Raw genomic sequence first — 24,134 nt, 5'->3', positions numbered from 1 at the left:
TTTTTAAAAAATCCTTTATCTTATGATAAAGGATTTTTTTTTTGCGTTATACCCAAGCACTATACCCAACTAAATAAAGCAAAACAAAACAAAACAAAACACCTGAACTCATAAATAATGAGTAATAAATAAACAATCAATCATTATTGATTGTCCCTACTGTTATCCAATATCATTTATCATCTATACCCCCATTATCACTTCGTAGGAGTCTCAACAACCCATTATCTTATTTTATCTCTTTTTTTCAACTAAATAGCCCCACCAGGTATTAAGTTTTGGTCAATCTAATTTCGAATTTTACTTAATCGTTTAAGTATCATAAGCTTTAGAAAGATTCAGTTGCTTTTATGAATGTATTTAACATAAATAATTAATGATTGTGTATTAATTTAATAAGAATTACGTTTATTTGTTATAATATCCTGTGATATTATTAAGTATATACCAAATCTAATTTTTATGAAAAAAAACATTTTTAAGGTTGGGCTGCTCCAATCCTTATTATTCTGTTTCGGACTGTATGCACAAAGTGATTCAACTAAAACGTCAAAGATTGACGAAGTAGTTGTTACAGCCTATGGTGTAAAAAAAGAAAAAAAAGCGCTTGGATATTCTTTCCAGGATGTGAAAGGCCAAACCCTTGTTGATGCTAAAGAAAATAACATGACCAATGCATTAGTAGGGAAGGTTGCAGGTTTACAAGTTATTAAAGGAGGTTTTGGGCCAGGTTCTTCTTCCAAAATTAATCTACGGGGGTTTAATTCTTTTACTGGAGATAATCAGCCTCTTATTGTGGTGGATGGAGTTCCATTAAGTAATAGTTTAGGATCAAAGGTTAAGCAGAATGGAAAAGACTTTAATAATGATTTCTGGAATCCGGATCTTGATATGGGAAATGGTTTAAGTGATATTAACCCGGATGACATTGAAAGTCTTTCTGTTTTAAAAGGTGGTGCTGCTTCCGCTCTTTACGGTTCCAGAGGTGGAAATGGAGTTATTTTGATTACTACAAAAACCGGTAAACGAAAGGGAGGATTAGGAATTACATATTCTACAAGCTTAGGCTTTGAAAATATTTTTATGAAACCTGATTTGCAAGATAGTTTTGCACAAGGTAGTATTGGTTTACCCAATCTTCCTGGGGTTGACAATACCACTTCCTGGGGACCTGCTTTTGAAGGATCCAATATGACGGTTCATGACAACTTAAAAAACTTTTTTAAGACAGGAACAAATTCACAGCATACACTGAGCTTTCAGGAGAGTTTAGGCGAAGGATCAAGCTTGTACACTTCGGCTAATTATTTAAACAGTAATAGTCAGATTCCTAATTCAAAATATGAAAGATTCAATTTCATGGCTAAAATGAATTCTAATTTTGGAGCTAATAAAAGGTGGACTAGTGAGGTGAAAGCCCAATATATGAGTATTAAAGGAACAAATAGACCTTCTGGAGGACAGGGTGATGGAAATTACTATCCGAAAATACTCTTAATGCCTCAAAATATTGATGTAAGAGATTATCGTGAGGGGCAGATGCAAAATGAAGTTACTTCGCGCTGGATAACTTCAAATGGAATTAACCCCTATTGGACAGCTTATAATGCATTGAACGCCGATAAAAAAGATAGGTTTTTATTAAACGGTTATCTCAAGTATCAATTTAATAATTGGCTGAGCGCAGATGTAAGGTTAGGAACAGATTTCTATTCTTTAAATACGGATGCAAGGGTTTGGACGGGATCTGGCCGTAATAATTCTTACTCTACCGGTCAGGAAAAGTTTTATGAGAATAATTATATCATAAGTCTTAATGCCAAAAAGGATAATATTATTGGCAAATGGGGCGGATCGCTTTCCGTTTATGGGCAGATGATGGAAAGCAGGGATAAGGCATTATATTTTTCCACTCAAAATCTTATTCTTGCCAACGTTTTCAGCACGTCTAATACGAGTGATCTTGCATCTATTACTACAACTGAAGTTGATATGTGGAAAAAAATTAATTCAGTATTTGCTGCTGCTGAAATTAATTATGATGGATACTGGTTTCTGAATGCTACAGCAAGAAATGATTGGTCTTCTACTTTGAATATTGATAACAGGTCTTATTTTTATTCTTCTGTGAGTACTTCATTAGTTTTAACGGATATGCTGAAGAAATTAAATGGTACAACTTCGAATGTTTTAACGTTTGCTAAACTTCGTGCAGCTTACGCAGTTGTAGGGAACTCTTTACCTCCTCAAAGCTTATACAATACATATCTTGCTTCCACAGATCCAAACGGGCATATTGTACTTGCAAGAAATAAAATACTTTTTAATCCGGATTTGCATGCGGAAAAGCTTAAAACTTTCGAAGTCGGTGCAGATATGAAGTTTTTTGACAGAGTGTCTTTGGATGTAAGCTATTTTAATAATAATGCGACTGATCAGCTTATAGCTATTCCAATAAACCCGCTATCCGGATATGAAAGAATGATGATTAATTCAGGAGGGCTGCATAATAAAGGATTTGAATTTGTTTTGAATACAGATATTTCTAAGAAGGAAAATTTTGCGTGGAACGTAAATGCTAATTTTTCAACTTTAAAAAGTAACATCGATAAAATTGATGGAAATATTTCAAAATATCCTCTATCAGGTTTTGATAACGTTGCTTTCTTCGCTGAAGTAGGAAAACCTTATGGTGCAATTTATGGAACGAAATTCTTGAGAGTAGAAGATACCGCTAGTCCTCATTACGGAAAACTGATTGTGGATCAAAATGGATTGCCACAGGCTACTCAAGACCAATATTATCTTGGAGATCAGACTCCGAGGGCTTTGTTTGGCTTTACCAACAGCTTTGTATATAAAAATATTGGACTTTCATTTTTAATTGACGGAAGAATCGGAGGTAAATTTTTCTCCGCAACGCAAGCAGCATTACAAGCTAATGGACTTGCTGCAGACACTGCGCCCGGAGGAAAACGTGATAATATGATTTTGGATGCCGTAGTGGAAGGAAATGGCGGTTATACAGCAAATACCAAAGAAATAACTCAGCAGGATTATTGGGGAGCTGTAACATCTGGAAATTTAGGAATTACGGAACAGAATATTTATGATGCTACCAACATTCGTTTAAGAAATATTCAGCTGACGTATAATTTCCCTAAAAGTATTTTCCAAAAATTAGCCTTGCAGAGTGCTAAAGTTGCTTTTACGGCCAATAATGTCTGGATGATCTACAGTAAAGCAAAAGGAATTGATCCGGAATCTGTATTCGCAATTAATTCTAATGCTACAGGATTTGAAAACCTTGCTTTTCCTACTTCAAGATCTTATTTATTTACAATTACTTTAGGCTTTTAATTAAAAACTGAAACAATGAAAAAATATATCTTATCATTTTTTACCATCGGTTTATTATGTACTTCATGCAATGATTTTGAAGAAATCAACAATAACCCATTTGCCGTAGACGCTAATAAGGCAGAACCTGAATATTTCTTAAATAACTCAATTCTTGGTGCTCAGCAGGATCCTAATATTGCAGAACGTGTTTTTGTTTTATACTGGAAAACGGCAGCGAGACAGCATTTATCAACAGGAATTGCAGGTGGAACTTATGACGATTCCTGGACTTCCGAATATTGGAAATATGCTTCAGATTGGCTGAATAATGCGAATGCGGCTATTCAATTGGCTAATGAAAAAAAGGCGGCCGGGCAAGGAAAACCTTATTATGACAATGTCATTCAGGTTTCCAGAATTTGGAGAGCTTATTTAATGAGTGAATTTTCGGATAATTTCGGACCTCAACCTATTCAGGCTTTTCAGGGAACGAATCCTACTTTTAATTCTGAAAAAGAAGTGTATTATTTTATTTTGGAAGAATTAAAAGATGCAGTCGCAAAAATGGACACAACCCAAGGAGCACCATCAAACGCTAATGCCCATGATATGGTGTATGGGTTCAATTGGACGCAATGGGTAAAGTATGCCAACTCTATGAGAATGAGAATTGCTATGAGAATTGCTGAAGTAGATCCTTCAAAAGCAAAAACAGAATTTGAAGCAGCTGCCAATTCAAATATGTTTATCGCTACAAATGCAGATAATTTTAAAGTGGCTGAAAAATCCGGTTGGGATGCCTTAACGGGTGTAATGTCCAGAGAATGGAACTCCCAAATCTTGTCAGCAACCCTTAATAATTTATACATTGGTTTAGGAGGAGTAAGTTCCACAGAGCAATTACCTGCAGCTCAACATACAGCAGTTAAGGCATCTGACTATGTTGGCATAAAGTATGATCAACAGTTCACCACAATGACCAACGATCCTAGTGCAGGATATTGGTTGGATGGACTACCCAATAAAATTGATCCGAGAGCGTATAAAACGTTCTATATTCCGGGTGATCTTACAAGCCCGGTTTATTCATTATATCCCACTTATACCAATCAGGCAACTACCAATCATGGAGATCTTACATTTGAAGATAACTCTAAAGTAACAATAAATACAGTAAATACCTGGAATGCCTATACCATTGGAAATTGGGGGGTAAAAGGACAGAGAAACGGCTTGAGAAATGTAGTAGGATGTATGCCGGCTTTGGGTAAGCAGTACCGGGAAAGTACGAATTCAAGAATATTTTTTGCAAGCTGGGAAACTTATTTCCTTTTGGCGGAAGCGGCATTGAAAGGCTGGGCTGTTCCAATGGGCGATGAAGCGGCATATAATAAAGGAATTCAGGAAAGTTTTGCTTATAATGGAGTTTCACAATTCTATGGTCAATATATTGCTTCAACAGATTATAACCGTGATGGGACTTCTGTTTCTTACAGTCATATTACAGAACCGGGAGTGAGCCATACGATGAAATATAAAGATCCTGTAAGCGGGAACTTAGTTTCGGTAGACATTAAATATCCTGTAAATACCATTTATAAAAATGGATCGGTAAAGAATGATAAACTGACAAAGATTATTACCCAGAAATATATTGCCAATATGCCTTGGTTACCGTTAGAGTCCTGGAGTGATCAGAGAAGACTTGGACTGCCGTTTTTTGAAAATCCTGCCATCGAAACTCCATTGGCAAACCTTCCTAATCTGAGTTCAGGGAATTATATGACAAATTCTATTCAGAATTTCCCTCAGAGATTAAGATATCCAAGTACTTTCAGAAATACGGATCAGCCTGGATATGATAAGGCTGTACAGTTACTTGGTGGTGCAGATGCTGTACTGACTCCTCTTTGGTGGGCCAAACATTAATTAGTTTTAAATACAATTAAAAAACAATCCTTTTCTGATTTTGAAAAGGATTGTTTTTTTTTAGATATAAATTGACTGATTATGTCTTTAGCTGGATTGGTATTGGAGTATTTTTAATTGGGACCTATTGTGAAAACTATTTGCGTGTTATAGGTTGTTGCAGGAACGATTACAGAAACACCACTTATTTGTAATTGTCCATTAATGCCTGAAAAAGTAACACTATTACCCAATCCCAAAATTCCCGAGAAATTTATTGTAAAGAATGCTGTATCTACAGCTTGTGGTATTTCTACATAGGTTGTCCCACCATTGATCGTTGCAGTGCAGCCAAGGCAAAGTCCACTGATACTGGTTGTCCCGCCACTTCTTTTGGCATAAAGGTGTAGATTGCTGTTCCAGGTGGTAGGAGTATGATGCATGCTTATTCTTGCCGCCCCACTTGTGAGCAGATTTAGAAAAGATCCTGGCAGTGTTCCTGATAATGTTATCAAATTAGTAGCGCTCTGATACGTTCCGGCATAGTTTGTCCCTGCTTCGGTAATAGAAGGTACGCTTACTGTCCAGTTACTTCCACCTACAGTTATTGTTTGGCCTGTCAAATAACTACTTATTATTAAAGGAATAACATATAGATATTTTTTTAAGAGGATTTCCCTGAAAAAGTGGCTGTAGACTTTCATTTTTCAATTTTATTCTGTGATGGTGTAGGTGATGACAATTGCTGTATTGGCCTGTGCCTGTAAATTAGCATAAGTATTGGTCGTTAGAGAAATAGTGAGCGCATGGCCATTGTTGGCACCATTTCCTGTGTAGGCACCTCCAATGCCGCTAATAATTGTAACAGGAGTCGTCGTAAGGGTAACCTGTCCTGAGGAAGTTCCCAATGTTCCGCCTCCAGCTCCGGAAGCGGCAGCTGCCTGTAATCTTATATTAACTCCTGCAATAACTTTATTCACAGATGCTGTAATTTTTCTGGTAAGTCCTCCGGGTGCAATTGCAGAGGTATAGTTGACCCATTTGGAAGTATTGGGTGTTGGATTACCAAGAGCATTTCCTGCTTCGGTAGGAGCTGTAAAATTGAGCGTAAAACTTCCTGTAGGTTCTATATCCATTAAAGTTACGATAGGTAAAGTCATCGTAACAGTAGTCTGGGAATAGAATACGCCCGAGAAGATGAAAAACACTAATAACAATAGGGAACGGATCAAAATCATTTTTTCTTTTTTATTTCATTATATCCTACCTTTAAGGATTCCTGCTGGTATTTTATTTCTATTTGCTGTTTGACAATATGAATATTTAATTTTTTTGTTTCCGAAGGGTTAAGCGTAAACTGAAATTTGTCGTTCGAGACTTTATAACGTTTATCAAGACCATTGCGATAGACTTTAACGGTCCAGTCTCCAGGTCTGAGGTAAGTAAAATCAAAATCTTCACCTATAAAGCATATTTTACGGTAGGTCTGATCCTTACCTGTAGCTTCTATAATAATACTTTCTTTCTTCTTTTTCTCTTTTTTAGCAAGCAGTTCAGTAAGTCCGGTTTGATCCTTATCTTCCGTTTCTACAAACTGAATATGACCCTGAACATTAGCCGCTGTCGTTAATCCGAAATTAAAAATATTTTCCTTATTACTTAAAGAAAGAGCTGCCGGAATAGTCAATGTGGGAATATCATTGATCTCAGTTGTTGAACGGTCGATTTCCAGAAAATAATTTCCGGGAATCACATTTTTGAATAAATAATTTCCTTCCTGATCGGTAACTGAAAGGTAGCTTCCCAGCATTAACCTTATCCCTTCCGTCTTTTTTATCCCAAGATTACTGATATTTCCGGATAACGAAATATATTCAGCGGTTTTCTGTACCGGAACATTGGGACGCCAGGTATAACGCATGGAGAATATAAAATCTTTATCCCCAATTTCTCCCCTCTGCAATGAATATCTGCCGGAAAGATCAATTTCATTTCCGGGAAACAGCTGCTGGTGGAAGAGAAGTTCAAATAAATTTCTGTCTTTAAAATATTCTTCCGGCATATAATTGTTCTGATAAAAAATACTTAAACTAGTCTTATCAGAAAAACGACTGTAAATTCGTGCCCCGTAGTAGAGCTGTTTCTGGTTCTGCAGCTGGTATCTCGAGCTGATAGCATAGCTTCCGAATACATTAAAATAGGTCCTGAATTTTTGAAATGAAAGATTGGCAGAATAAAAACTTGAATTACCACTAAACCCTGTCAGATAATTGTCTGTTTTACCAAACTGCCCTTCAACATTAACCTGAAACATTCCGAGCTGCTGATCAATACTCACTTTGAAAAAACGTTCATAGTAATCAAACTGTTTTGGTTCTAAACGATCCTGATACTTTTGATAACCGCTATTAACGATAACAGATCCATTGGAGCGGTATTTATATTGTACTCCATATTGCAGATACTGTCTGTAAGGAGCTGCTAAAAACAGCGTATCTCTCTGGAAATTTTTAACATCCTGTGTATAGTTGACAAAAGCACTGAGCTTTCTGGAAATTTTATAGCTAATGTTCCCGTTAAAGGTATTTGTATTCGTAAAATATCCTGCAAATTCCGGACTTGCTTTTACATACATTAAACTTCCGTTGAACTTTTCAAAAATAGCATCAGCCTGAAGCATGTAAGCTGTTCCATCCGTTTTTTTTGTAGTACTGTAAGCCAATTCTCCAGATACATTAATGTTTCTTGATATCTTGAATTTTCCTTTGGCATAAGGAAGATGTGCATCCGAATCCAGCCTTAGATCTCCATATCGGATTTCCTCCTTTCTTGGAGTTTTGTAAAGATATCCGACCGAAATTTCTGATTCCTTCTGGATTTTGAAACTGGAATAAAGGTTAAATTCATCCTTAATATCTCTGAAAAATCTTGGATGATTATAGAATCCGCCCAGACTGAATTTGTTAAAATCATAGCGGATTTCTGCCCCGCGGCCATATCTTGCAAACTCCGTTAAATAAGATGAAGAATACGTTTTATCACCAAGATGAATAAAGAACTTATCCCGTTTATAATTCACAAAATATTCTTCATATTGAGTAAATGTATTGAGATCTACAGGATTGTGGGTTACCGACCGGAATTCGATCTGGTTTTTGTTGTCTTTATCCAGAGTCCCTTTCCCGTAAATTTCTCCCTGAAAGCCATCCTTGTAAACCCCCATATTCTGCATTCCGATAAAAGATAATGAAACGGCAACAGGAAGTCTGTGGAAGATATCGTTCTCAGATGGTTTTACGGATATAATCTGAGTACTTACATAAACATTTTGAACTTCCTTAAGATTACCTTTTGAGTATACCGAAAGATTAAGGTTCTGAAATTCATTTTGACTGAGTTCAGGGTTTGTTACTTTGTGTATTGTAATGATTTTTGATTCATTGGGTTCCAGTACTAATGAAGTATCATTGTCAAGAATGGCATTTTTACTTTCAAGATGAATATCCTCTGTTATATTACCATTATTTTTTAAGAGAAAAGAAGCCCAAATCATTTCTCCGGCCCTTACAAACTCAGGTGAATTCAAAGGAGTCAGGGAAATATTTCTGTTTGCTGAAACTGTTATTTTTGATGTTTTTGTAAAGGATATTCCGTTATTGCGGTTAGTAATGTTCAATGTTACAGAATAATTTCCCTGGCTCGTTTCCGTTGCAATACGCAAAGGAACCAGATAAACTGATGCTTCATGTGCCGCAATCTGAAATTCTCCTTTTGCTAAAATAGGTGTAATAGAAGGACTTGAGGTGGTAACTGATATCTCATAAGTCCTGTTTTCATCCGAATTATTTTCTAATGTAAAAGGAATAGAAGTTGACATTCCCGGTAATATACTATCTTTTTTACTGGACAATCGGTTCGATTGCTGTTGAGAAAAAATAAATATCGGGAATAATGATATGATAATAAATATAGTCCAAGTTCTAATCATTTTTTACTTCTAATTCCACATTGAGTGCAAATGCATTCTCTTCTTCATCCGTAGCTATTATGGCGGCTTTGTATTTGTCCGGCGGTATTTTACTGATATCAATGTAAAATGTTTTGGAGGTGTCAGGCAGCAGTCCCATCGTTAAACTTGAATACGTTCCTATTTTTTCACCTGTTTTACGGTTATAAATTTCAATGGCTGTTGTCGGTTTACAGTAAAGATTACCATTATTGGCTACAGCAATCTTCACGGTTTGCTTTCCCTCCTGTTTCTCTACTTTTACACTCTCAAACTTAAGGTCCGGTTTGGCCTTTTCTGTTTCAAAATCTGTAATGACCTGAATCGCGTAACGTATCACAGAAGTGATATTCACTCCTGCCTTACTGTCGCTGGGCTTTATATCCTCTACCGGTTCTACAATAATGACACTCCAATAGCTTCCGGGATCTCTGTTTTGATTGGGAACTGTAATCTCATAAAAAACCTCAGTTTTCTCCTTACCTTTCAGGGTAATCAGGTTGGTATTGAGTTTAATCCATTCTCCATTGGTCCGTTTATTTGTACGCAAAGCCGAATAATTGATCGTTCCGTCAGCATGGTAAGCAAAGTCCTGTAAAAATAATTTTACACTCTGAGGATTATTGCTTGTGTTTTCAATGGCTACTTTTCCCTTGTAAACCTTTCCGTTTTCAATTTTGTAAGAATGTGTAAGTCCATTGAGAATCACAATGCCCGCATGTAAAAAGCTAAACTGCAAAATCAAGGTAATCAACAGAAGAATACGCTTTATCATTATGTAAAGTTTGGAGTTAAATGATGAGTAATACAAAAACAGGAAGAAACTGAATGACAACTTCTTCTTGTTTTTGAAATAGAGAATAAAATTTTATTTAAATTCTAATTGTCGGATATCGTATAAGTAACGGTAGCTGCTACAGTGGCTGTTGCCTGTAAATCTGCGTAGGCTGCTACCCCTCCAGGACCACTTCCTGCAGCAATTGCGTACGTAAGATTGTGTCCGTTGTTGGCACCATTTCCTGTATAAGCACTTCCGATTCCTGAAATGATAGTCTGGTTGGCAGCGCTTAAAGTCAACAGACCAGCAGATGTTCCCAATGTTCCTGCTCCTGCTCCGGTAGCTGCTGCTGCTGTTACCTGAAGATCAACTCCGGGAATGATAGCATTCATGGTTACACTTATATTACGGGTAGGATCTGCAACAGATTTAATGGATGAATAATTAAGCCATAAAGTAGTGTTGGCTGTTGCCGGAACGATAGGATTTCCTGCTTCAGTAGGTGCTGTAAATCCAAGAGTAATGTTTTTGGTGGCAGATGGTTCAATATCTACCAATGCAACTTCGGGAATAGAAATGGTAACCGTATGGTTATCTGTAGCGAGGTCTTGGGCGCTCATATTCCCGGATAGAGCCAATGCAAATACAGACATTGCAATAGTTAAATTTAGTTTTTTCATGATGCAAATAATTAGTTAAGTGAATATAACAAAATTCAGTGCATTGTGAAAAAAATATATTATAATTTTTATATTATTGCTTATTTGCACTATGTAATGCATTATATTTAAAGAATAACTCAAAAAAACCTGTGCTTTTTTGGTACAGGTTTTTATTAAATTGTAAGCGTTTTTCTATGCCCAGTGTGGATCAGAAACAGAAACCTTTCCCGTTTCTACTCTTCCGGCAAAATGCCACAGACATTCATCTGACGTTAATTTCAAATCATACCAGCCTTTAAATTTATCAAGATCAATAATTATTTTTTCTTCTGTTTTTTGTACAGAAATTGTTTTTTTATTTTTTGTGTACAAATCTTCCAGATTGATGGAGAAATTTCTCTTTTTGTTATTTCTTATAGTCAGTTCCACTTGGTTTTTTGCGGTCATATTCTCTAAAACTATCTCTATTTCCGGTGAAATACTTCCCTGAAATCTCCTGAAAAAGCCATTGGGACCGAAAATTTCATAATAATAAGCTCCGGAATGTACAGCATGGGATAATTCCTGCTTTGAATATAAGGCATATGAAAAATGATAATCCTTACTGTCGAATTGAGTCCTGTCATACACCAAAAGCGGAACGCCATTCTCTTTTAAATTGGACATTTTTATCTGTTCACCTTCTAAATTGACATGGAAATGATACGGAAGCGGATTTGATGGCTTCAGACCTCTTTCCTGAATTTCAAGTAAATTACCGTTAAGTTCATTTTCAGAATACCATTTCAGATCAGGAACAGGTTTGTTTTTGGCTGCATTGATGGTTTTAGCATAGTCTTTCTGATCCAGATAATTTATTTGTGGAACTTTTACACTGGAAGAATTGAAGGCAGACGTAAGATCACCGCATACCGCTCTTCTCCAGTCACTGATATTGTCAACATGCACATCCTTTTTGAATTTTTTCATGATAAATTTCTCCAGAAACTGCAGTACAGAAGTGTGATCCGATACTTCGGAATTTACAAATCCTCCTTTCGTCCATGGGGAAGCGATGATCATTGGAACCCTGTAACCCAATCCAACGGTTCCTTCAATTTTTTCATAATTTTTTAAAGAAGGATTGCTCATGTATTCCTGGGATTGATTCACATATTCCACGCCTTCTTTGCCGTTCATATCAACAGGCTGGCTTGGATTTACGGGTGGCGCGAAAGGGAGTACATGATCGAAATATCCGTCGTTTTCATCATAATTGATGATGAATATGGTTTTTTTCCAGGTTTCAGGATCTTTGGTCAGAATATTCAAAACCTCAGAAATATACCACGCGCCATACCATGGTGATCCCGGGTGGTCTGAGAAATGTTCAGGAGCTACCAGCCAGGAAACCAGCGGGAGTTTCTTCTCTTCCACATCTTTTCGGAACTGAAACAGTACGTCACCTTCAGGAACAACCAGCCTTTCTCCGTTTTCATCCTTTCCGATTTCCAGTTTCCAGTAATCAGGATCATTGGAGTTGGTGGTGAAGGCTTTTTCGTGAAGGTTTTTTTCCTCTTTTGAAAGTTTTGAATAATTATCCGGATGGTATTTCACCTGATCTTCCTGAACTTCAGCGAGCATAGTTTCCAGCCTTTCTTTCTGTTGAGGATTTTTTTCAATTTCCTGCTTCAGATACGCTATGATATTAGGAATATTCTGATAATATCCTTTTGAAAATTTAACGTTGAATTTTGAAAACCATTCAATAGGGTTATCGGTAAAATTACTTAACCATGCTTCCTGTTCTCCGGACATTCCTTTTGGAAGACTGATTTCATTCTGATAAATTCTCCACGAAACATTCTGTTGTTCTAAAATTTCCGGGAAACTTTTCCATTTGGCCTGCCTTGCTTTGTCATAATCAATATTTTCATTCACAACATTAGCCTTTACCTTTCCGTTCTGCTGCGCTCTCAACGTTCCGGACCATAGAAATAATCTGTTTGGAGTAGTCCCGGTAAGTGAAGAGCAGAAATATTGGTCGAATATGGTAAATGCATCTGCCAGCTGATAATAAAACGGAAGATCTTCACGATTGTAATATCCTAATGTCAGCGGAATATTTTTGTAATCTTTATTCCCTGAAGCTTTAGCCTGAAGCCACTGGTCGTATTTTCCCTTGTTCAGTGCTTTTTGCTGATCAGCCCATGAATGAGGCAGTGAGCTCATCCAGGTTGATTTGGTATTTCTTAAATCCAGGCGGGCTGGGGATGCATATTTCCCGTCATCATTCTTTTGAAAGAAAACGGATTGCCCATCCTGTTTTACAAAGGCTCTTTTATCTAAAAAACCTCTCACTCCTTTGAGAGCACCGAATGCATGATCAAATGAACGGTTCTCCTGCATCAGGATTACAACATGCTCTGCATCATAAAATGTAGACTGGGCAGCCGGATCAATGGCTAAAGCTTTTAAAATGGAAGGATGCAGAACACTTGAAGTTCCCAATCCGGCTAATAAAAGACTTGATTTTTCTAAAAATTCTCTTCTGTTCATGTTCAATCGAAATAAGAAAGAAACCGCAAGTTAATAGGATTTTCCTGCGGTTTCTTTGTTTTATATAAAATTAATCAGATTTCTATTGTAACCACCAAGGTTTAGAGTTAATATTATCATTCCCTCCATACTGAGCAGCTAAAGCAGATTTTAAATTACTGCTGTTATAGTTGTACTCAGACTGTGGATATCTGAATCTAAATGGTGCAGCAACTCCAGCTTTTAAAGGATAGTTTGGATATCCGGTTCTCAGATAGTCATAATAAGAAGTCCATTGTGCCTGGTGAAACATTGTCATGTATTTTTGAGTCATGATTTTTTCCAGCTGTGTCTGTAAAGGATCAGCATTATTATAAACTACTAAAGGCGTTGCCAGATATTGATTCACATCAAATCCTGAGAAATATTGTCCCGGATTTTTCACATAAGTCTGATAAAAATTGAAACTGGCTTTGATTGCATTGTCGTAATGTGTTTTTGCAGATCCGGAAATCCAGCCTCTTGCAGCAGCTTCAGCCAGGATAAACTCAAGCTCTGAATAACTTAATACAGAAGCAGGTTCATTGGTAGGATCTTTATAAAAACGATCGTTTACTTTGGAAATATTCTTAGCCGTGATCAGAGCGGCATTGTCAGAATATGGAGAAGTAGGATTTCCACCGTTATATGCTGTATAATCAGTAATAGCTTTTCCTGCTTCTTTTGCTCCGGTAGTCTGTGCAGCAAAAGTGAACAAACGTGGATCATGCCTGTCTTTGAACATATTGATGAAATAATCCGCCATATATAAGCTGGAACCATATCCGCTGTTGTTAAACATTGTATATCTGCTGTCGGCAGCATCAGCAAACTTAAGTTCACCGTTATCTGCAATGGAGGTCATTAAAGACTGGCTTCCTGCAATAGATGCAAATTCTGTAGCAATATTATAATTTCCTAACGTAGTTTTCTTAGATAAAGTAATCAGGATTTTAAGACGGAATGAGTTAATCAGTTTTTTCCACTTTAAAGCATCCCCGTTGTACACAATGTCACCCTCAATTTTATCATTGGTATTAATGAGATCATTGGCTACTTTTAATTCTGATAAAATTCCGGACATAATCGCTTCCTGAGTGTCATACTTAGGCTGTGTAATTCCTGATTCACCCTTAGCAGCTTCAGAATAGGGAGAGCTTCCTACTTTTAAGCTGATATTGAAGAAATGATAAGCTCTCAAAAATTTTCCGATTGCCAGATAATTTTTATTTCCTCTCTTTTCTGCTTCCTGCATCATTTTTCCTGTATTCAAGAGGCCTTTTGTGTAAACTTCAAAAGAAGCATCATTCCATTTCATATACTGGTATGAATTCTCACCATCAGTACCAATCATCATTCTTGACGCATACATATTCTCACCATTTACCTGAAATGTATATTTTTCAACGTAAGTAAGAAGGTTTTTCGGATCAATGCTTGCCTGGTCATTAGGGTTCTCATTGATCGTATCAAGGCTGGTTTCGCATGAAGCCAGTGTCAGAAGTCCTGCCGCAAATAGAGACCTCATCAGCCACTTTGCCGTTTTACCCTTTTGCCCTTTTATATTGTTTATATTATTTTTCATTGTCTTGACGTACTTTTTAGTTAAAACTTAAGATTAAATCCGATTCCGAACCATCTGCTGGACGGATCCTGGATATCATTAGCGATATCTCCACTTCTACCTGATCTTATCTGGAAATCCGGATCGGAGTAAAGGTTCTTCGATTTTTTCCACATGGCTAAGTTGTAGGCAGAAATATTGGCAGTGAAACCTTTCACCATCCCTTTCGGATTAAGCAGCGAAGAAAAATCATACTCCAATACTACAGATCTCAGCTTGATGAAAGTTCTGTCAAAAACGTTGGCAAACTCTTCACTTTCATCCTGCGTTACCCTTGCCTGGTATGGATAATTCTGTGCCCAGTCCTGGAAACTGATAGCTTTTGTGTGTGGAGTATAAAGACCGGTAGCAGGATTGTAATTAACTCCATCCGGCACAAAATAATATGTTCCCGGATTGGCATATTCAAGATCTCTGTACGCTACAGAATTAGGATGTTTTCCTCCCCACCACATCTTCTCAACAACCTGCGACCTCATCACACCTCCGATGCTTCCATCAATTCCTATATTTAAAGAGAATTTTTTGTATTTAAACGTGTTGTTGAAACCAAAAGTCCAGTCCGGATTGAAATGTCCAAGGTTACTTGGGGTATTGGCTCTTGTCGGCATTCCTGAATTGGCATCAAGAATTACTTTTCCGTCCGGAGACTTTTGCCATGTATAGTCATAATAACTGTCCATTCTTTCGCCTAACTTAATATTTTTGTAGTTCGGCATATTATCATAAATGGAAGTAAGCTTTTGCTCATATGTACTCCAGTTGATCAAGGTTTTCCAGGTGAAATCAGAGGTTTTTATGGGAACTAAACCTAACGAAACTTCAAATCCTTTCGTAGTATATTCATTTCCGTTTACATATTGTGAAGTGAAACCTGATGATTCAGCAGCCGGGAATTCAAGAATGTTATTATAATCTAATGTTCTGAAATAAGTAGCATCTAAAGTAATCCTGTTGTTCAGGAAGCCGGCACTTAATCCTAGCTCATAAGATTTTGTCTGTTCAGGTTTCAGAGAGTTTTCTACATTCAGCGTGGTAGGATAATAAGAAGTAGGATTTCCGTTGAATGTAATTCCCTCATTATTCAGATAATAATTTCTGATGGAATAAGGCTGGAAATCATACGCCACTTTAGCCCATGAAGCAGAAAGCTTCAACATATTGATAGACTCAGGTAATTTTACCAGGTTTGAAATAACAGCACTGATGGATGCAGAAGGGTAGAAGTAAGATCTGTTGGCCTTAGGAAGGGTAGAAGACCAGTCATTACGTCCTGAAATATTGATGAAGAAAGCATTGTACAATCCGATATCAATCGTTGAATAAGCACTATAAATCAACTTTTCCTTCAGATAGGTATAATTTTTAAGCGCTCCGATAGAGTTTTCAAATGTGTATACTTCAGGAGTTCTCAATCCGTCCGTAGATCTTTCATTGTTATTGTTTTTGAAATAAAAAGCTGAACCTCCTGCATTGATTGTGAAATCAAAGTTTTCAGATATCTTTTTCTTGTAAGTAGCCAGAACATCATAGTTAAGATTCCATGTTTTATTATCTTTCAGAATATATCCTCCACTTCTTGGCGCACTGTAATTGAAATAAGAATAAGGACTTAGTATTTCCGTTTTGCTGTGGTTTTCCACGAGGGATACTTTCCCTTTTACTGAAAGATCCTGAGTAGCCTTATATTCTAATCCTGTCTGAGCATTGATGATATTCGTTCTGTTCTGATTTTTATAATACTCAGCGCCGAACCATGGGTTGTTGTACCATGCATAGTTCCAGTTGGCCTGTGCTCTTCCTTCTTGTCCGGGAATCCACATATGATTTTTCAGTGCCTTTCCATCTACGTCGCCTCCCATCCAGATCAGAATGGTATACATATGTCCGCTTGGGTTGTAATCGTAGTTAGGGACATTAGGCGTAAAAGCCTGATTGAAATTGAATTTCGTATTAAAGATTAATTTATCCCCCAAATGGTTTTCAGACGAAAAGTTGAGCCCATATTTTTGAAGATAAGAATTCGGAACTCGGTCATCGTAGTTCATGAAGTTTCCTGAAAACCTGTAGATATCTTTATTATTTCTATAGCTTATGGCGAAATTATTGTTGTTGATAACCGCAGGCTTTAAGAATGTACTTAAGTTATCATGGTATTTCCAGTCAATGGGAACTCTTTCATACCTTGATTTATTATCATATTGAGTTCCTGTCACTGCTCCATACCATGGAACTACCTGTCCTGTTACTTTATCTCTGATCGGGCTGTTCCATTGGGCAATTTGTAAACCAGGAACGAATTTTGGTCCCCAGATCATATCCCCGTCATTCACCCCGCCATCGGCTCCATCCCAGAATTCGTACTTTCCGTGAGATCCGTTTCCGTATTCCGTTTGGGTTTTTGGAAGATTGGTAAATCCTGCCGTAATCATGGTGTTCTGAGAAAACTCTACAGAGAATCCTTTCTTCTTAGCTGTTTTTGTTGTTATTAAAACGGCTCCGTAACGGCCTCTTGAACCATACAGTGCAGAAGCAGTGGCACCTTTCAGTACATTGATATTCTCAATATTGTTTGGATCTAAATTCTGAAAAACTTCCTTTTCTACAATTACTCCGTCAATCACAAAAACTACATTGGAATTTCCTCTCAAGGTAAATTGTGGTGCCTGCTGCATTCCTGTCGGATTGGAAACACTCAGACCGGCAACCTGTCCTGAGAATAAATTACCAATACTCGGTGTTGTAATGGTTTCAAACTGTTTGGTTCCCACTTCCTGAGTAGAATAACCGATTTTTTCTTTCTTCTTGGCAATACCTAATGCGGTGATGACAACCCCTTCAATCTGCTTTTCGTTTGGCTTTTTTAAGACAACAGAATACTGTTTTTTTGAAGAAACCTCAACGGTATAAACAGAAAAATCAGGAGCAAAAAACTCAAGAATGTCTTTCGGGTTTGCAGAAATGGTAAAATTACCATTTTCATCTGTAGTGGCAGTCTTTCCTGTATTTTTATCAGTGATGTTTACACCGGAAACACTAGAGCCGTTTTCTGATTTTACATTTCCGGAAATATTGATTTCCTGTGCGGAAAAATATAGAGGAAGTAAAAAAACGGCAAAAGTAGCTAGAGTCTTCTTCATTTTTTTTGAAGGCAAATTTAGCGGAGCACTGTTACCTGTACTTTAATGATGTATTAAAATAAAAATACGATTTAATATTTTTTAACATGAAGAGTTAATAGAAAGGTAAAATGAAAAATATCCTTTGTATGGGAATTTTTGTTTTATTCTATAAGTATTACTATAAGGTAGGAAGCTGGAAGAGCGAGGCTGGAAGTTACTGTGGTGTTGTCAACTTCTTGCAATCCTTAGTAATAAATTTTGAAAAAACTTCGGTCTTATGAAAGAAATAAATTGCGAAACCAAGACTCCGATAACTTCTATCCTCCAGCTTCCTTCTTCTTTTCTTTTTTAAAACCTGCTCAGGATTCCCCAGTGAATTTTGGTATCATTAAACTTAAAAGGATTTCCAAACTCGTTACCATTAGACAGCTGAAAGCTCATCAGACCGATAGGAATGAAGAAATTGAAACCGAGTCCGACACTGTAGAGTTTGGGCCTTACATTCAGTGATTTATTATTAAGCTGTCCATATTGTCCAAAGATGTCGAAGAATGCCTGACTGCCAATCAGATACCGGTATTCCAGACTTCCATAATAGTAGAAATCGGCTGCCAGTGATTTTTCATTGAATCCCCGCATGGAGTTCCAGCCCCCGAAACGGTATAATTCGTTGGTGGTGAACTCTACTTTAGAATCCATCATGGCACCTTCTCCCTTAATGTTCAGGAAGTGGTTTCCGGAGATATGGTAATTGTGTTCTCCAAAGAAATAAAACTGGTTTTGGTTGGCTTTGATATTGTCTTTAGAATAAGTGGTTGTTAAAAAATCGTAACCAGCATTGATCCTTGTCTTATAAAGGAAAAGGTCAATATCAGTAGGCTCTGTCATTTCAAACCATACTCCGAGTCCCTTTTTGTTATAATCTTTCCCCTGCACATACAGCGTGTCAATAATGGTAGAGGATTCCAAAGTTGCCCTTAAACCTATTTTGTTACGGTTGTTGATATGGTAATAGAAGGCAGGCAGGAATTTTACATTGGCAAATGTAGAATCCTGACGATAGATATTCACTTTTGCATTCATTCCGACATTCGATTTGAACAGATATGGGATATCCACCTGAAGATCGAAAGTCTGCCCTCTATCCGGGTTTCTCTGCCAGTATAAATTGACGGTTTCAAAACCGTTGAACATATTCCTGAAATTTACATTCATGGTTCCGTTTAACGTAAACTTGGAGGTTTTGTCATTCCCGAAACCGATTACTCCGTCAAAAGTATTGGTCTTTTTCTTTTCCAGGAACAGGTAAATACTTGTAGAGTCTTTTGTAAATAAAGTTTGCGGCTGCCGTTCAAGAGTCAGAAAAGGATGGCTCTGAAATGTTTTATTGATGGCCAAAAGATTTTTATCATCGTAGTTTTTGCCTTTAAATTCCTTTTCAAGATTTTTGATGAATCTTTTAGGAACTTTTTCATATCCTTTTACGACAAAATTATTGATCGTTCTTTTATCGTTCTTGTTAATGTCAAGTTCTACGATGGGGTAGCCGTTTTTCTGTCCCTTATATTTGGATTTGATTCTGCTGAAAGAATATCCGTCATCAATATAAGTTTTGTTGATGCTTTTCTTGGTGGAATCTAAGTTTTTAGTGAAAAAATCTTTCTGAATCTTTAGCTTCTGAACAAGAGAATCAGTAAGGTTTACATAGGTTTCATTGAAATTCTTGCCTTTGTCAAAGAAAATTTCAGTGCTGTCACCCTTTACTTTTACATCCTTAAGTTTGGTAAAGAAATAATTATTCTGAGCTAATGAATCCAGAAACTTTACTGCGGAAGTAGAATCTTTTACTTTTTTCCTGACATTGGTTTCTGTATCAATCAGCCAATACTGCTTTTTCTGCGCTTGTGTAAAAACGCAGAACAGCACAAAAAATATTTTTAAAAGTAATTTCAATTTATCATTCTGAATGTGAAGAGGATTGAGAAATCTTCAGTACAAAAGATTCTTCACTGCATCGCATTCTGTTCAGAATAACTATGCGCCCTATCAATCAACTAATTTTTATCCAGTTTATTATATTTTTTCATTAAATTCTCATAAGTTCCCTGTGGAAGAATCCATTTCAAAGGAACCCCGATTTTCTGCCCGAATTTACCAAAATAATAATGAGCTTTCCACTTATTTTTTGCTAAAAGTTTTTCAATGTATTCTGCAACTTCCAAAGGTTCAGTTCCATCGTTCACATGAGAGTTCATCAGAGCATATACTTTATCAAAAACATTTTTATAAGGTTGGGAAACTTGTGCAATAACTCTGTTGTCTGCAATATTGGTTTTGATATCTCCCAAATGCAGTGAACATACTTCAATATTCCAAGGGTATACTTCATACCTCATTGCTTCCGTTACTTTATCCAGCGCAGATTTTGAAGCCGAATAAAATCCGCGGAAAGGCAGACCCATCTCACTTCCGATGCTGGAAACATTGATGATCTTCCCAAATTTGTGTTCACGCATTTTCGGAAGAACAGCGCTCATCATCTGTACAGGTCCGGCAAGATTTAGGCTGAACAATTTTAAAATATCTTCTTTCGTAGAATCTTCTACTGCTCCTACCATTCCCATTCCAGCATTATTGATCAGAACATCAATTCTGGATTCTGTTTTTAAAACCTCAGCGATAGCATTCTGAACGGCTGTGTTATCGGTAACATCAGTGGGTATAGATCTGAAATACTCACTTTCTGTATGCTTTCTGCTTAATCCGTATACTTTATGCCCTTTTTTACCAAAATATTCGGCCAATGCAAACCCGATCCCTGATGAGGTTCCTGTAATAATGATGGTCATTGAATTTGTCTGATTTTATTGTTTTTATTTTTCTTCTGATGCCAGTGAGACGTTTTTAAAGGTCTGTGTTCAAAAGTAAAATCTATTTTCAGCAAATGTAAAAAAAGAAAAATGAACTCAGTTATTTATTATTCCTGAAATAATTTTAATGATTTACTGATCTATTGCTATCAGTTCATAATAAACTTAAGACAAACTTAATCTCAATTCTGCATGCAATATCAGAGAAATGATTACTTTTAATTACTTATATAATTGATATACAATGTTTTACTTACAACGTGTGGTAGGTGGTGTCTTAAAAAAGCTAAAATTTATTAATAAAAACATAAGGAAACCTTAATGGGGCGGGGGAGCGGACTGATCTAATTTTGCACCTAATCAAAAAGGAGATCATGAATGTATTTAAAATCCCTGTCTCAGTAACGTATTTAACGGGAAGGGTATTACTTATTGGTGCAATATCAGCTTCACCGATGTTCCTCGCTCAGAAAAAAGACAGCTTAAAAGAAAAATCCATCGACGAGATTGTTGTTGTAGGATACGGAACACAGAAAAAAAGTAAAGTTTCCGGCGCTGTTTCGGAGGCTTCGCTGGATAAGCTTACTTCCAGATCTTTGTCTGGTGTAGGAGAGGTTCTTCAGGGTAAAGCTCCCGGAGTAACTGTAGTGAACGAAGGTGGAGATCCTAACGGCTCACCTAAAGTAAATATTCGTGGTCTGGGAGGAATCAATGGAGAAACTCCTCTTTATGTGGTAGACGGAGTAGTTTTTAATGGAACACCCTCTATTAACCCAAATGATATACAGGATATTTCTGTACTTAAAGATGCTTCTGCAGCCATTTATGGAGCAAGATCTTCCGGAGGGGTTATCCTGATCACCACTAAAAAGGGGAAAAAAGGAAATCTTACCGTAGATTTTGATGTAAAATATGGAGTGAACCAGGCATGGAGGCTAAAAGAGTCTCTGAATGCAGCGGAATTTCAGGATGTAATGTACAAAGCATATGAAAATGCCGGGAAACTGGGAAGCTTACCCATTGCTTTTAATCCTAACCAATATCCGGACGGAAGAATTACCAGAACAGACTGGATGAAAGAAATTTTCAGAACAGGAACTATTCAGGAATACAATGTTAACCTAAGCGGAGGAAGTGAGAAATCCAGATATTTTGTGGGAATGAACCATAGAAATCTTGAAGGGATCTTACTGAATACGCAGGCAAAACGATATAATTTCAGAGTCAATTCTGAACATAAAGTAAAAGATTGGCTGACGATTGGAGAAAATATGTATTATAATTACTCTGACGGCAATACAGCAGATACAAAAAGTGGTTATACGGGAGCTTTAGTGGCTGCAATGTACTATCCACCGAATGTTCCGGTATACACACCAAGCGGAGCTTTTTCCGGATTACCAATTGATGTGGCAGGAGGTTACGGGGATATGATCAATCCGGTAGCTTATCTTAAAAGGATCAGTATCAGAAATCCTACGCATGAGATCTTGATCAATCCATATGCTGAGATTACGTTGGCTAAGGATTTAAAATTCCGTTCTAACTTTTCGCAGACTTTTAAACTGGGTGATGTAAAAAACTTTACCTATAGAGTATTGGAAGTCGGGAAGATTTTTGATACGAATAATTTAGAGTACCAGTCCAATAACTCATCTACAGCACTTGCAGAGCAATTGCTTACCTATAAAATTGCTGCAGGAAAACATAATTTTGATTTCCTGGGAGGGTTTACTTTCCAGAAAACAATTGATGATGGTTTTGTAGCAAAAGCCTATGATTTCAGAAGTGAAGCTGAGGTTTTCCAACATCTTCAGAATGCTGCAGATACCAATAAAGATGTTTCCAGTTACAGATTCAAGCAATCTTTGGTTTCTTATCTGGCGAGAGTAAATTATGACTATGCAGGAAAGTATATCATAAGTGTATTGGGAAGACGTGATGGTTCTTCACTGGTAGCAAAACAGAACAGATTTGCTAACTATTATGCGGTTTCCGGTGCATGGGTAGTTTCGAAAGAAAATTTTATGAAAGATATTTCATGGCTTTCCAGTCTTAAACTGAGAGGAAGTTATGGTATTCTGGGTAACCTTGGAGGGATTTCTCCACAAGCTGTTAATCCATTAATGACCAGAGATAATAATGTGATTTTCGGACAGGATCCTTCTCAAAATATTGCTTATTACGCAACTACACGTCCGAACCCGGATCTGAAATGGGGGAAATCTGAGCAGACTAACTTTGGGGTAGATGCTTCATTCCTCCACAACAGCCTTTCTTTACAGTTTGATTATTTCGTAAAGAATTCCAAAGATCAGATTTTCAATGTAAGCTTACCAAGTACGGCAACATATAATAATCAGTATGTGAATGCAGGATTATTTCAGGATAAAGGATTCGAGTTGGGAATCAATTACAACAAAGTAGTTTCTGATGATTTCACATTCTCTGTCGGAGCTACAATGAGTCAACTAAAAAACACGGTGAAGCAGCTTGCCAATGTGGATGAGATCTTTATCAATGATAATGGAGTAAGAGGTGTGCTGAAACCAACACGTGTGAAAGTGGGTGATCCTCTCTATTCTTTCTATGGTTACAAGACCGGAGGAATTTTCCAGACTCAGGAAGAGATCAACAATTATAAAGATGCCAACGGAAATCTTATCCAGCCGAATGCAAAACCAGGTGATATCAAATTTCTGAAGAAAGAAGGTAACACAGGAGTACTTAATAATAATGACTTTGTCAATCTTGGTAGCCCATATCCTAAGTTTTCTTACGGATTTTCTTACAACATGACATGGAAAAACTTTGATCTGAACTTATTCTTCCAGGGCGTATACGGAAATAAAATATTCAACGGGATGAAGTTTATTTCTTTGAACCCGGGTGGTACAGGGCAGAACTACAACATGGATAAAGATATCCTTAATGCATGGACTCCTCAGAATACGAACACCGATATTCCAAGACTGGTACACGGAGACCCAAGCGGTAATTATTCCAAAGTATCGGATTTCTATGTGGAAGACGGATCTTATCTAAGGCTGAAGAACCTTACCATTGGTTACTCATTACCAAAAGAATTGTACAGCAAGCTGGATGTGAATAAGGTGAGAATCTATATGACTTCCAATAACCTGTTTACGATTACGAAATATACAGGATTTGATCCTGAAGTAGGAATGAATTCTTATGGTGTAGATACCGGAAGATATCCTCAGGCACGCTCATTCATCTTTGGGGTGGAGATCGGGTTATAATTT

At 37.0% G+C, this 24,134-nt stretch carries 13 protein-coding genes; 3 read left to right on the top strand and 10 right to left on the bottom strand.

Annotation, left to right across the window (positions count from 1 at the left end; genetic code table 11):
- Nucleotides 1-462 precede the first annotated feature (462 nt).
- Both ACTJIP_RS19935 and ACTJIP_RS19930 read left to right on the top strand, forming a co-directional pair.
- Complete coding sequence (locus tag ACTJIP_RS19935; protein WP_440704995.1) at nucleotides 463-3,360, top strand: SusC/RagA family TonB-linked outer membrane protein; 2,898 nt, start codon at nucleotides 463-465, stop codon at nucleotides 3,358-3,360.
- Nucleotides 3,361-3,375: 15 nt separating this feature from the next.
- Nucleotides 3,376-5,271, top strand: coding sequence for a SusD/RagB family nutrient-binding outer membrane lipoprotein (locus ACTJIP_RS19930; protein ID WP_077418752.1), 1,896 nt, complete (start codon nucleotides 3,376-3,378; stop codon nucleotides 5,269-5,271).
- A gap of 113 nt (nucleotides 5,272-5,384) precedes the next feature.
- On the opposite strand, the gene ACTJIP_RS19925 is transcribed toward ACTJIP_RS19930, so the two are convergent.
- The 10 genes from ACTJIP_RS19925 to ACTJIP_RS19880 form a co-directional block, all read right to left on the bottom strand.
- Entirely contained in the window at nucleotides 5,385-5,873 is a 489-nt protein-coding gene (locus tag ACTJIP_RS19925; protein WP_139348583.1) for a hypothetical protein, read from the bottom strand.
- Nucleotides 5,874-5,963: 90 nt separating this feature from the next.
- Entirely contained in the window at nucleotides 5,964-6,488 is a 525-nt protein-coding gene (locus ACTJIP_RS19920) for a hypothetical protein (protein ID WP_180564729.1), read from the bottom strand.
- Nucleotides 6,485-9,127: a COG1470 family protein gene (locus ACTJIP_RS19915; protein ID WP_440704994.1), complete on the bottom strand. Its 2,643-nt coding sequence runs from the start codon at nucleotides 9,125-9,127 to the stop codon at nucleotides 6,485-6,487. The genes ACTJIP_RS19920 and ACTJIP_RS19915 overlap by 4 nt, the downstream gene beginning before the upstream one ends.
- Before the next feature lie 103 nt (nucleotides 9,128-9,230).
- The gene (locus tag ACTJIP_RS19910; RefSeq protein ID WP_180564727.1) at nucleotides 9,231-10,031 is read right to left on the bottom strand and encodes a WxL protein host-binding domain-containing protein; all 801 of its coding nucleotides are present in this window, start codon (nucleotides 10,029-10,031) and stop codon (nucleotides 9,231-9,233) included.
- Between the two features lie 104 nt (nucleotides 10,032-10,135).
- Nucleotides 10,136-10,714, bottom strand: a complete 579-nt coding sequence (locus tag ACTJIP_RS19905; RefSeq protein WP_440704993.1) for a hypothetical protein — start codon at nucleotides 10,712-10,714, stop codon at nucleotides 10,136-10,138.
- A gap of 174 nt (nucleotides 10,715-10,888) precedes the next feature.
- Nucleotides 10,889-13,234, bottom strand: a complete 2,346-nt coding sequence (locus ACTJIP_RS19900) for a phosphocholine-specific phospholipase C (RefSeq protein WP_440704992.1) — start codon at nucleotides 13,232-13,234, stop codon at nucleotides 10,889-10,891.
- Nucleotides 13,235-13,316: 82 nt separating this feature from the next.
- The gene (locus ACTJIP_RS19895) at nucleotides 13,317-14,837 is read right to left on the bottom strand and encodes a SusD/RagB family nutrient-binding outer membrane lipoprotein (protein ID WP_440704991.1); all 1,521 of its coding nucleotides are present in this window, start codon (nucleotides 14,835-14,837) and stop codon (nucleotides 13,317-13,319) included.
- Nucleotides 14,838-14,857: 20 nt separating this feature from the next.
- Nucleotides 14,858-18,016: a SusC/RagA family TonB-linked outer membrane protein gene (locus tag ACTJIP_RS19890; RefSeq protein WP_440704990.1), complete on the bottom strand. Its 3,159-nt coding sequence runs from the start codon at nucleotides 18,014-18,016 to the stop codon at nucleotides 14,858-14,860.
- Between the two features lie 330 nt (nucleotides 18,017-18,346).
- Nucleotides 18,347-19,924, bottom strand: coding sequence for a hypothetical protein (locus ACTJIP_RS19885; protein ID WP_228408894.1), 1,578 nt, complete (start codon nucleotides 19,922-19,924; stop codon nucleotides 18,347-18,349).
- Nucleotides 19,925-20,052: 128 nt separating this feature from the next.
- Nucleotides 20,053-20,847, bottom strand: a complete 795-nt coding sequence (locus tag ACTJIP_RS19880; RefSeq protein ID WP_180564723.1) for an SDR family oxidoreductase — start codon at nucleotides 20,845-20,847, stop codon at nucleotides 20,053-20,055.
- Nucleotides 20,848-21,242: 395 nt separating this feature from the next.
- On the opposite strand from ACTJIP_RS19880, the gene ACTJIP_RS19875 reads away from it, so the two are divergent.
- A complete protein-coding gene (locus ACTJIP_RS19875) occupies nucleotides 21,243-24,131 on the top strand; it encodes a SusC/RagA family TonB-linked outer membrane protein (RefSeq protein ID WP_428168735.1) in 2,889 nt (962 codons plus the stop codon).
- The last annotated feature ends 3 nt before the right edge of the window (nucleotides 24,132-24,134 follow it).

Source organism: Chryseobacterium sp. 22543 (assembly GCF_052044565.1).
Classification (GTDB): domain Bacteria; phylum Bacteroidota; class Bacteroidia; order Flavobacteriales; family Weeksellaceae; genus Chryseobacterium.
This window is presented reverse-complemented; position numbering and strand designations above follow the sequence as displayed.

Bases quoted from the DNA above. Each gene is read 5' to 3' on its own strand.
- ACTJIP_RS19905 (WP_440704993.1), bottom strand. From the start codon at position 10,714: ATGAAAAAACTAAATTTAACTATTGCAATGTCTGTATTTGCATTGGCT.
- ACTJIP_RS19880 (WP_180564723.1), bottom strand. From the start codon at position 20,847: ATGACCATCATTATTACAGGAACCTCATCAGGGATCGGGTTTGCATTG.
- ACTJIP_RS19920 (WP_180564729.1), bottom strand. From the start codon at position 6,488: ATGATTTTGATCCGTTCCCTATTGTTATTAGTGTTTTTCATCTTCTCG.
- ACTJIP_RS19875 (WP_428168735.1), top strand. From the start codon at position 21,243: ATGAATGTATTTAAAATCCCTGTCTCAGTAACGTATTTAACGGGAAGG.
- ACTJIP_RS19890 (WP_440704990.1), bottom strand. From the start codon at position 18,016: ATGAAGAAGACTCTAGCTACTTTTGCCGTTTTTTTACTTCCTCTATAT.
- ACTJIP_RS19915 (WP_440704994.1), bottom strand. From the start codon at position 9,127: ATGTCAACTTCTATTCCTTTTACATTAGAAAATAATTCGGATGAAAAC.
- ACTJIP_RS19895 (WP_440704991.1), bottom strand. From the start codon at position 14,837: ATGAAAAATAATATAAACAATATAAAAGGGCAAAAGGGTAAAACGGCA.
- ACTJIP_RS19930 (WP_077418752.1), top strand. From the start codon at position 3,376: ATGAAAAAATATATCTTATCATTTTTTACCATCGGTTTATTATGTACT.
- ACTJIP_RS19900 (WP_440704992.1), bottom strand. From the start codon at position 13,234: ATGAACAGAAGAGAATTTTTAGAAAAATCAAGTCTTTTATTAGCCGGA.
- ACTJIP_RS19910 (WP_180564727.1), bottom strand. From the start codon at position 10,031: ATGATAAAGCGTATTCTTCTGTTGATTACCTTGATTTTGCAGTTTAGC.
- ACTJIP_RS19935 (WP_440704995.1), top strand. From the start codon at position 463: ATGAAAAAAAACATTTTTAAGGTTGGGCTGCTCCAATCCTTATTATTC.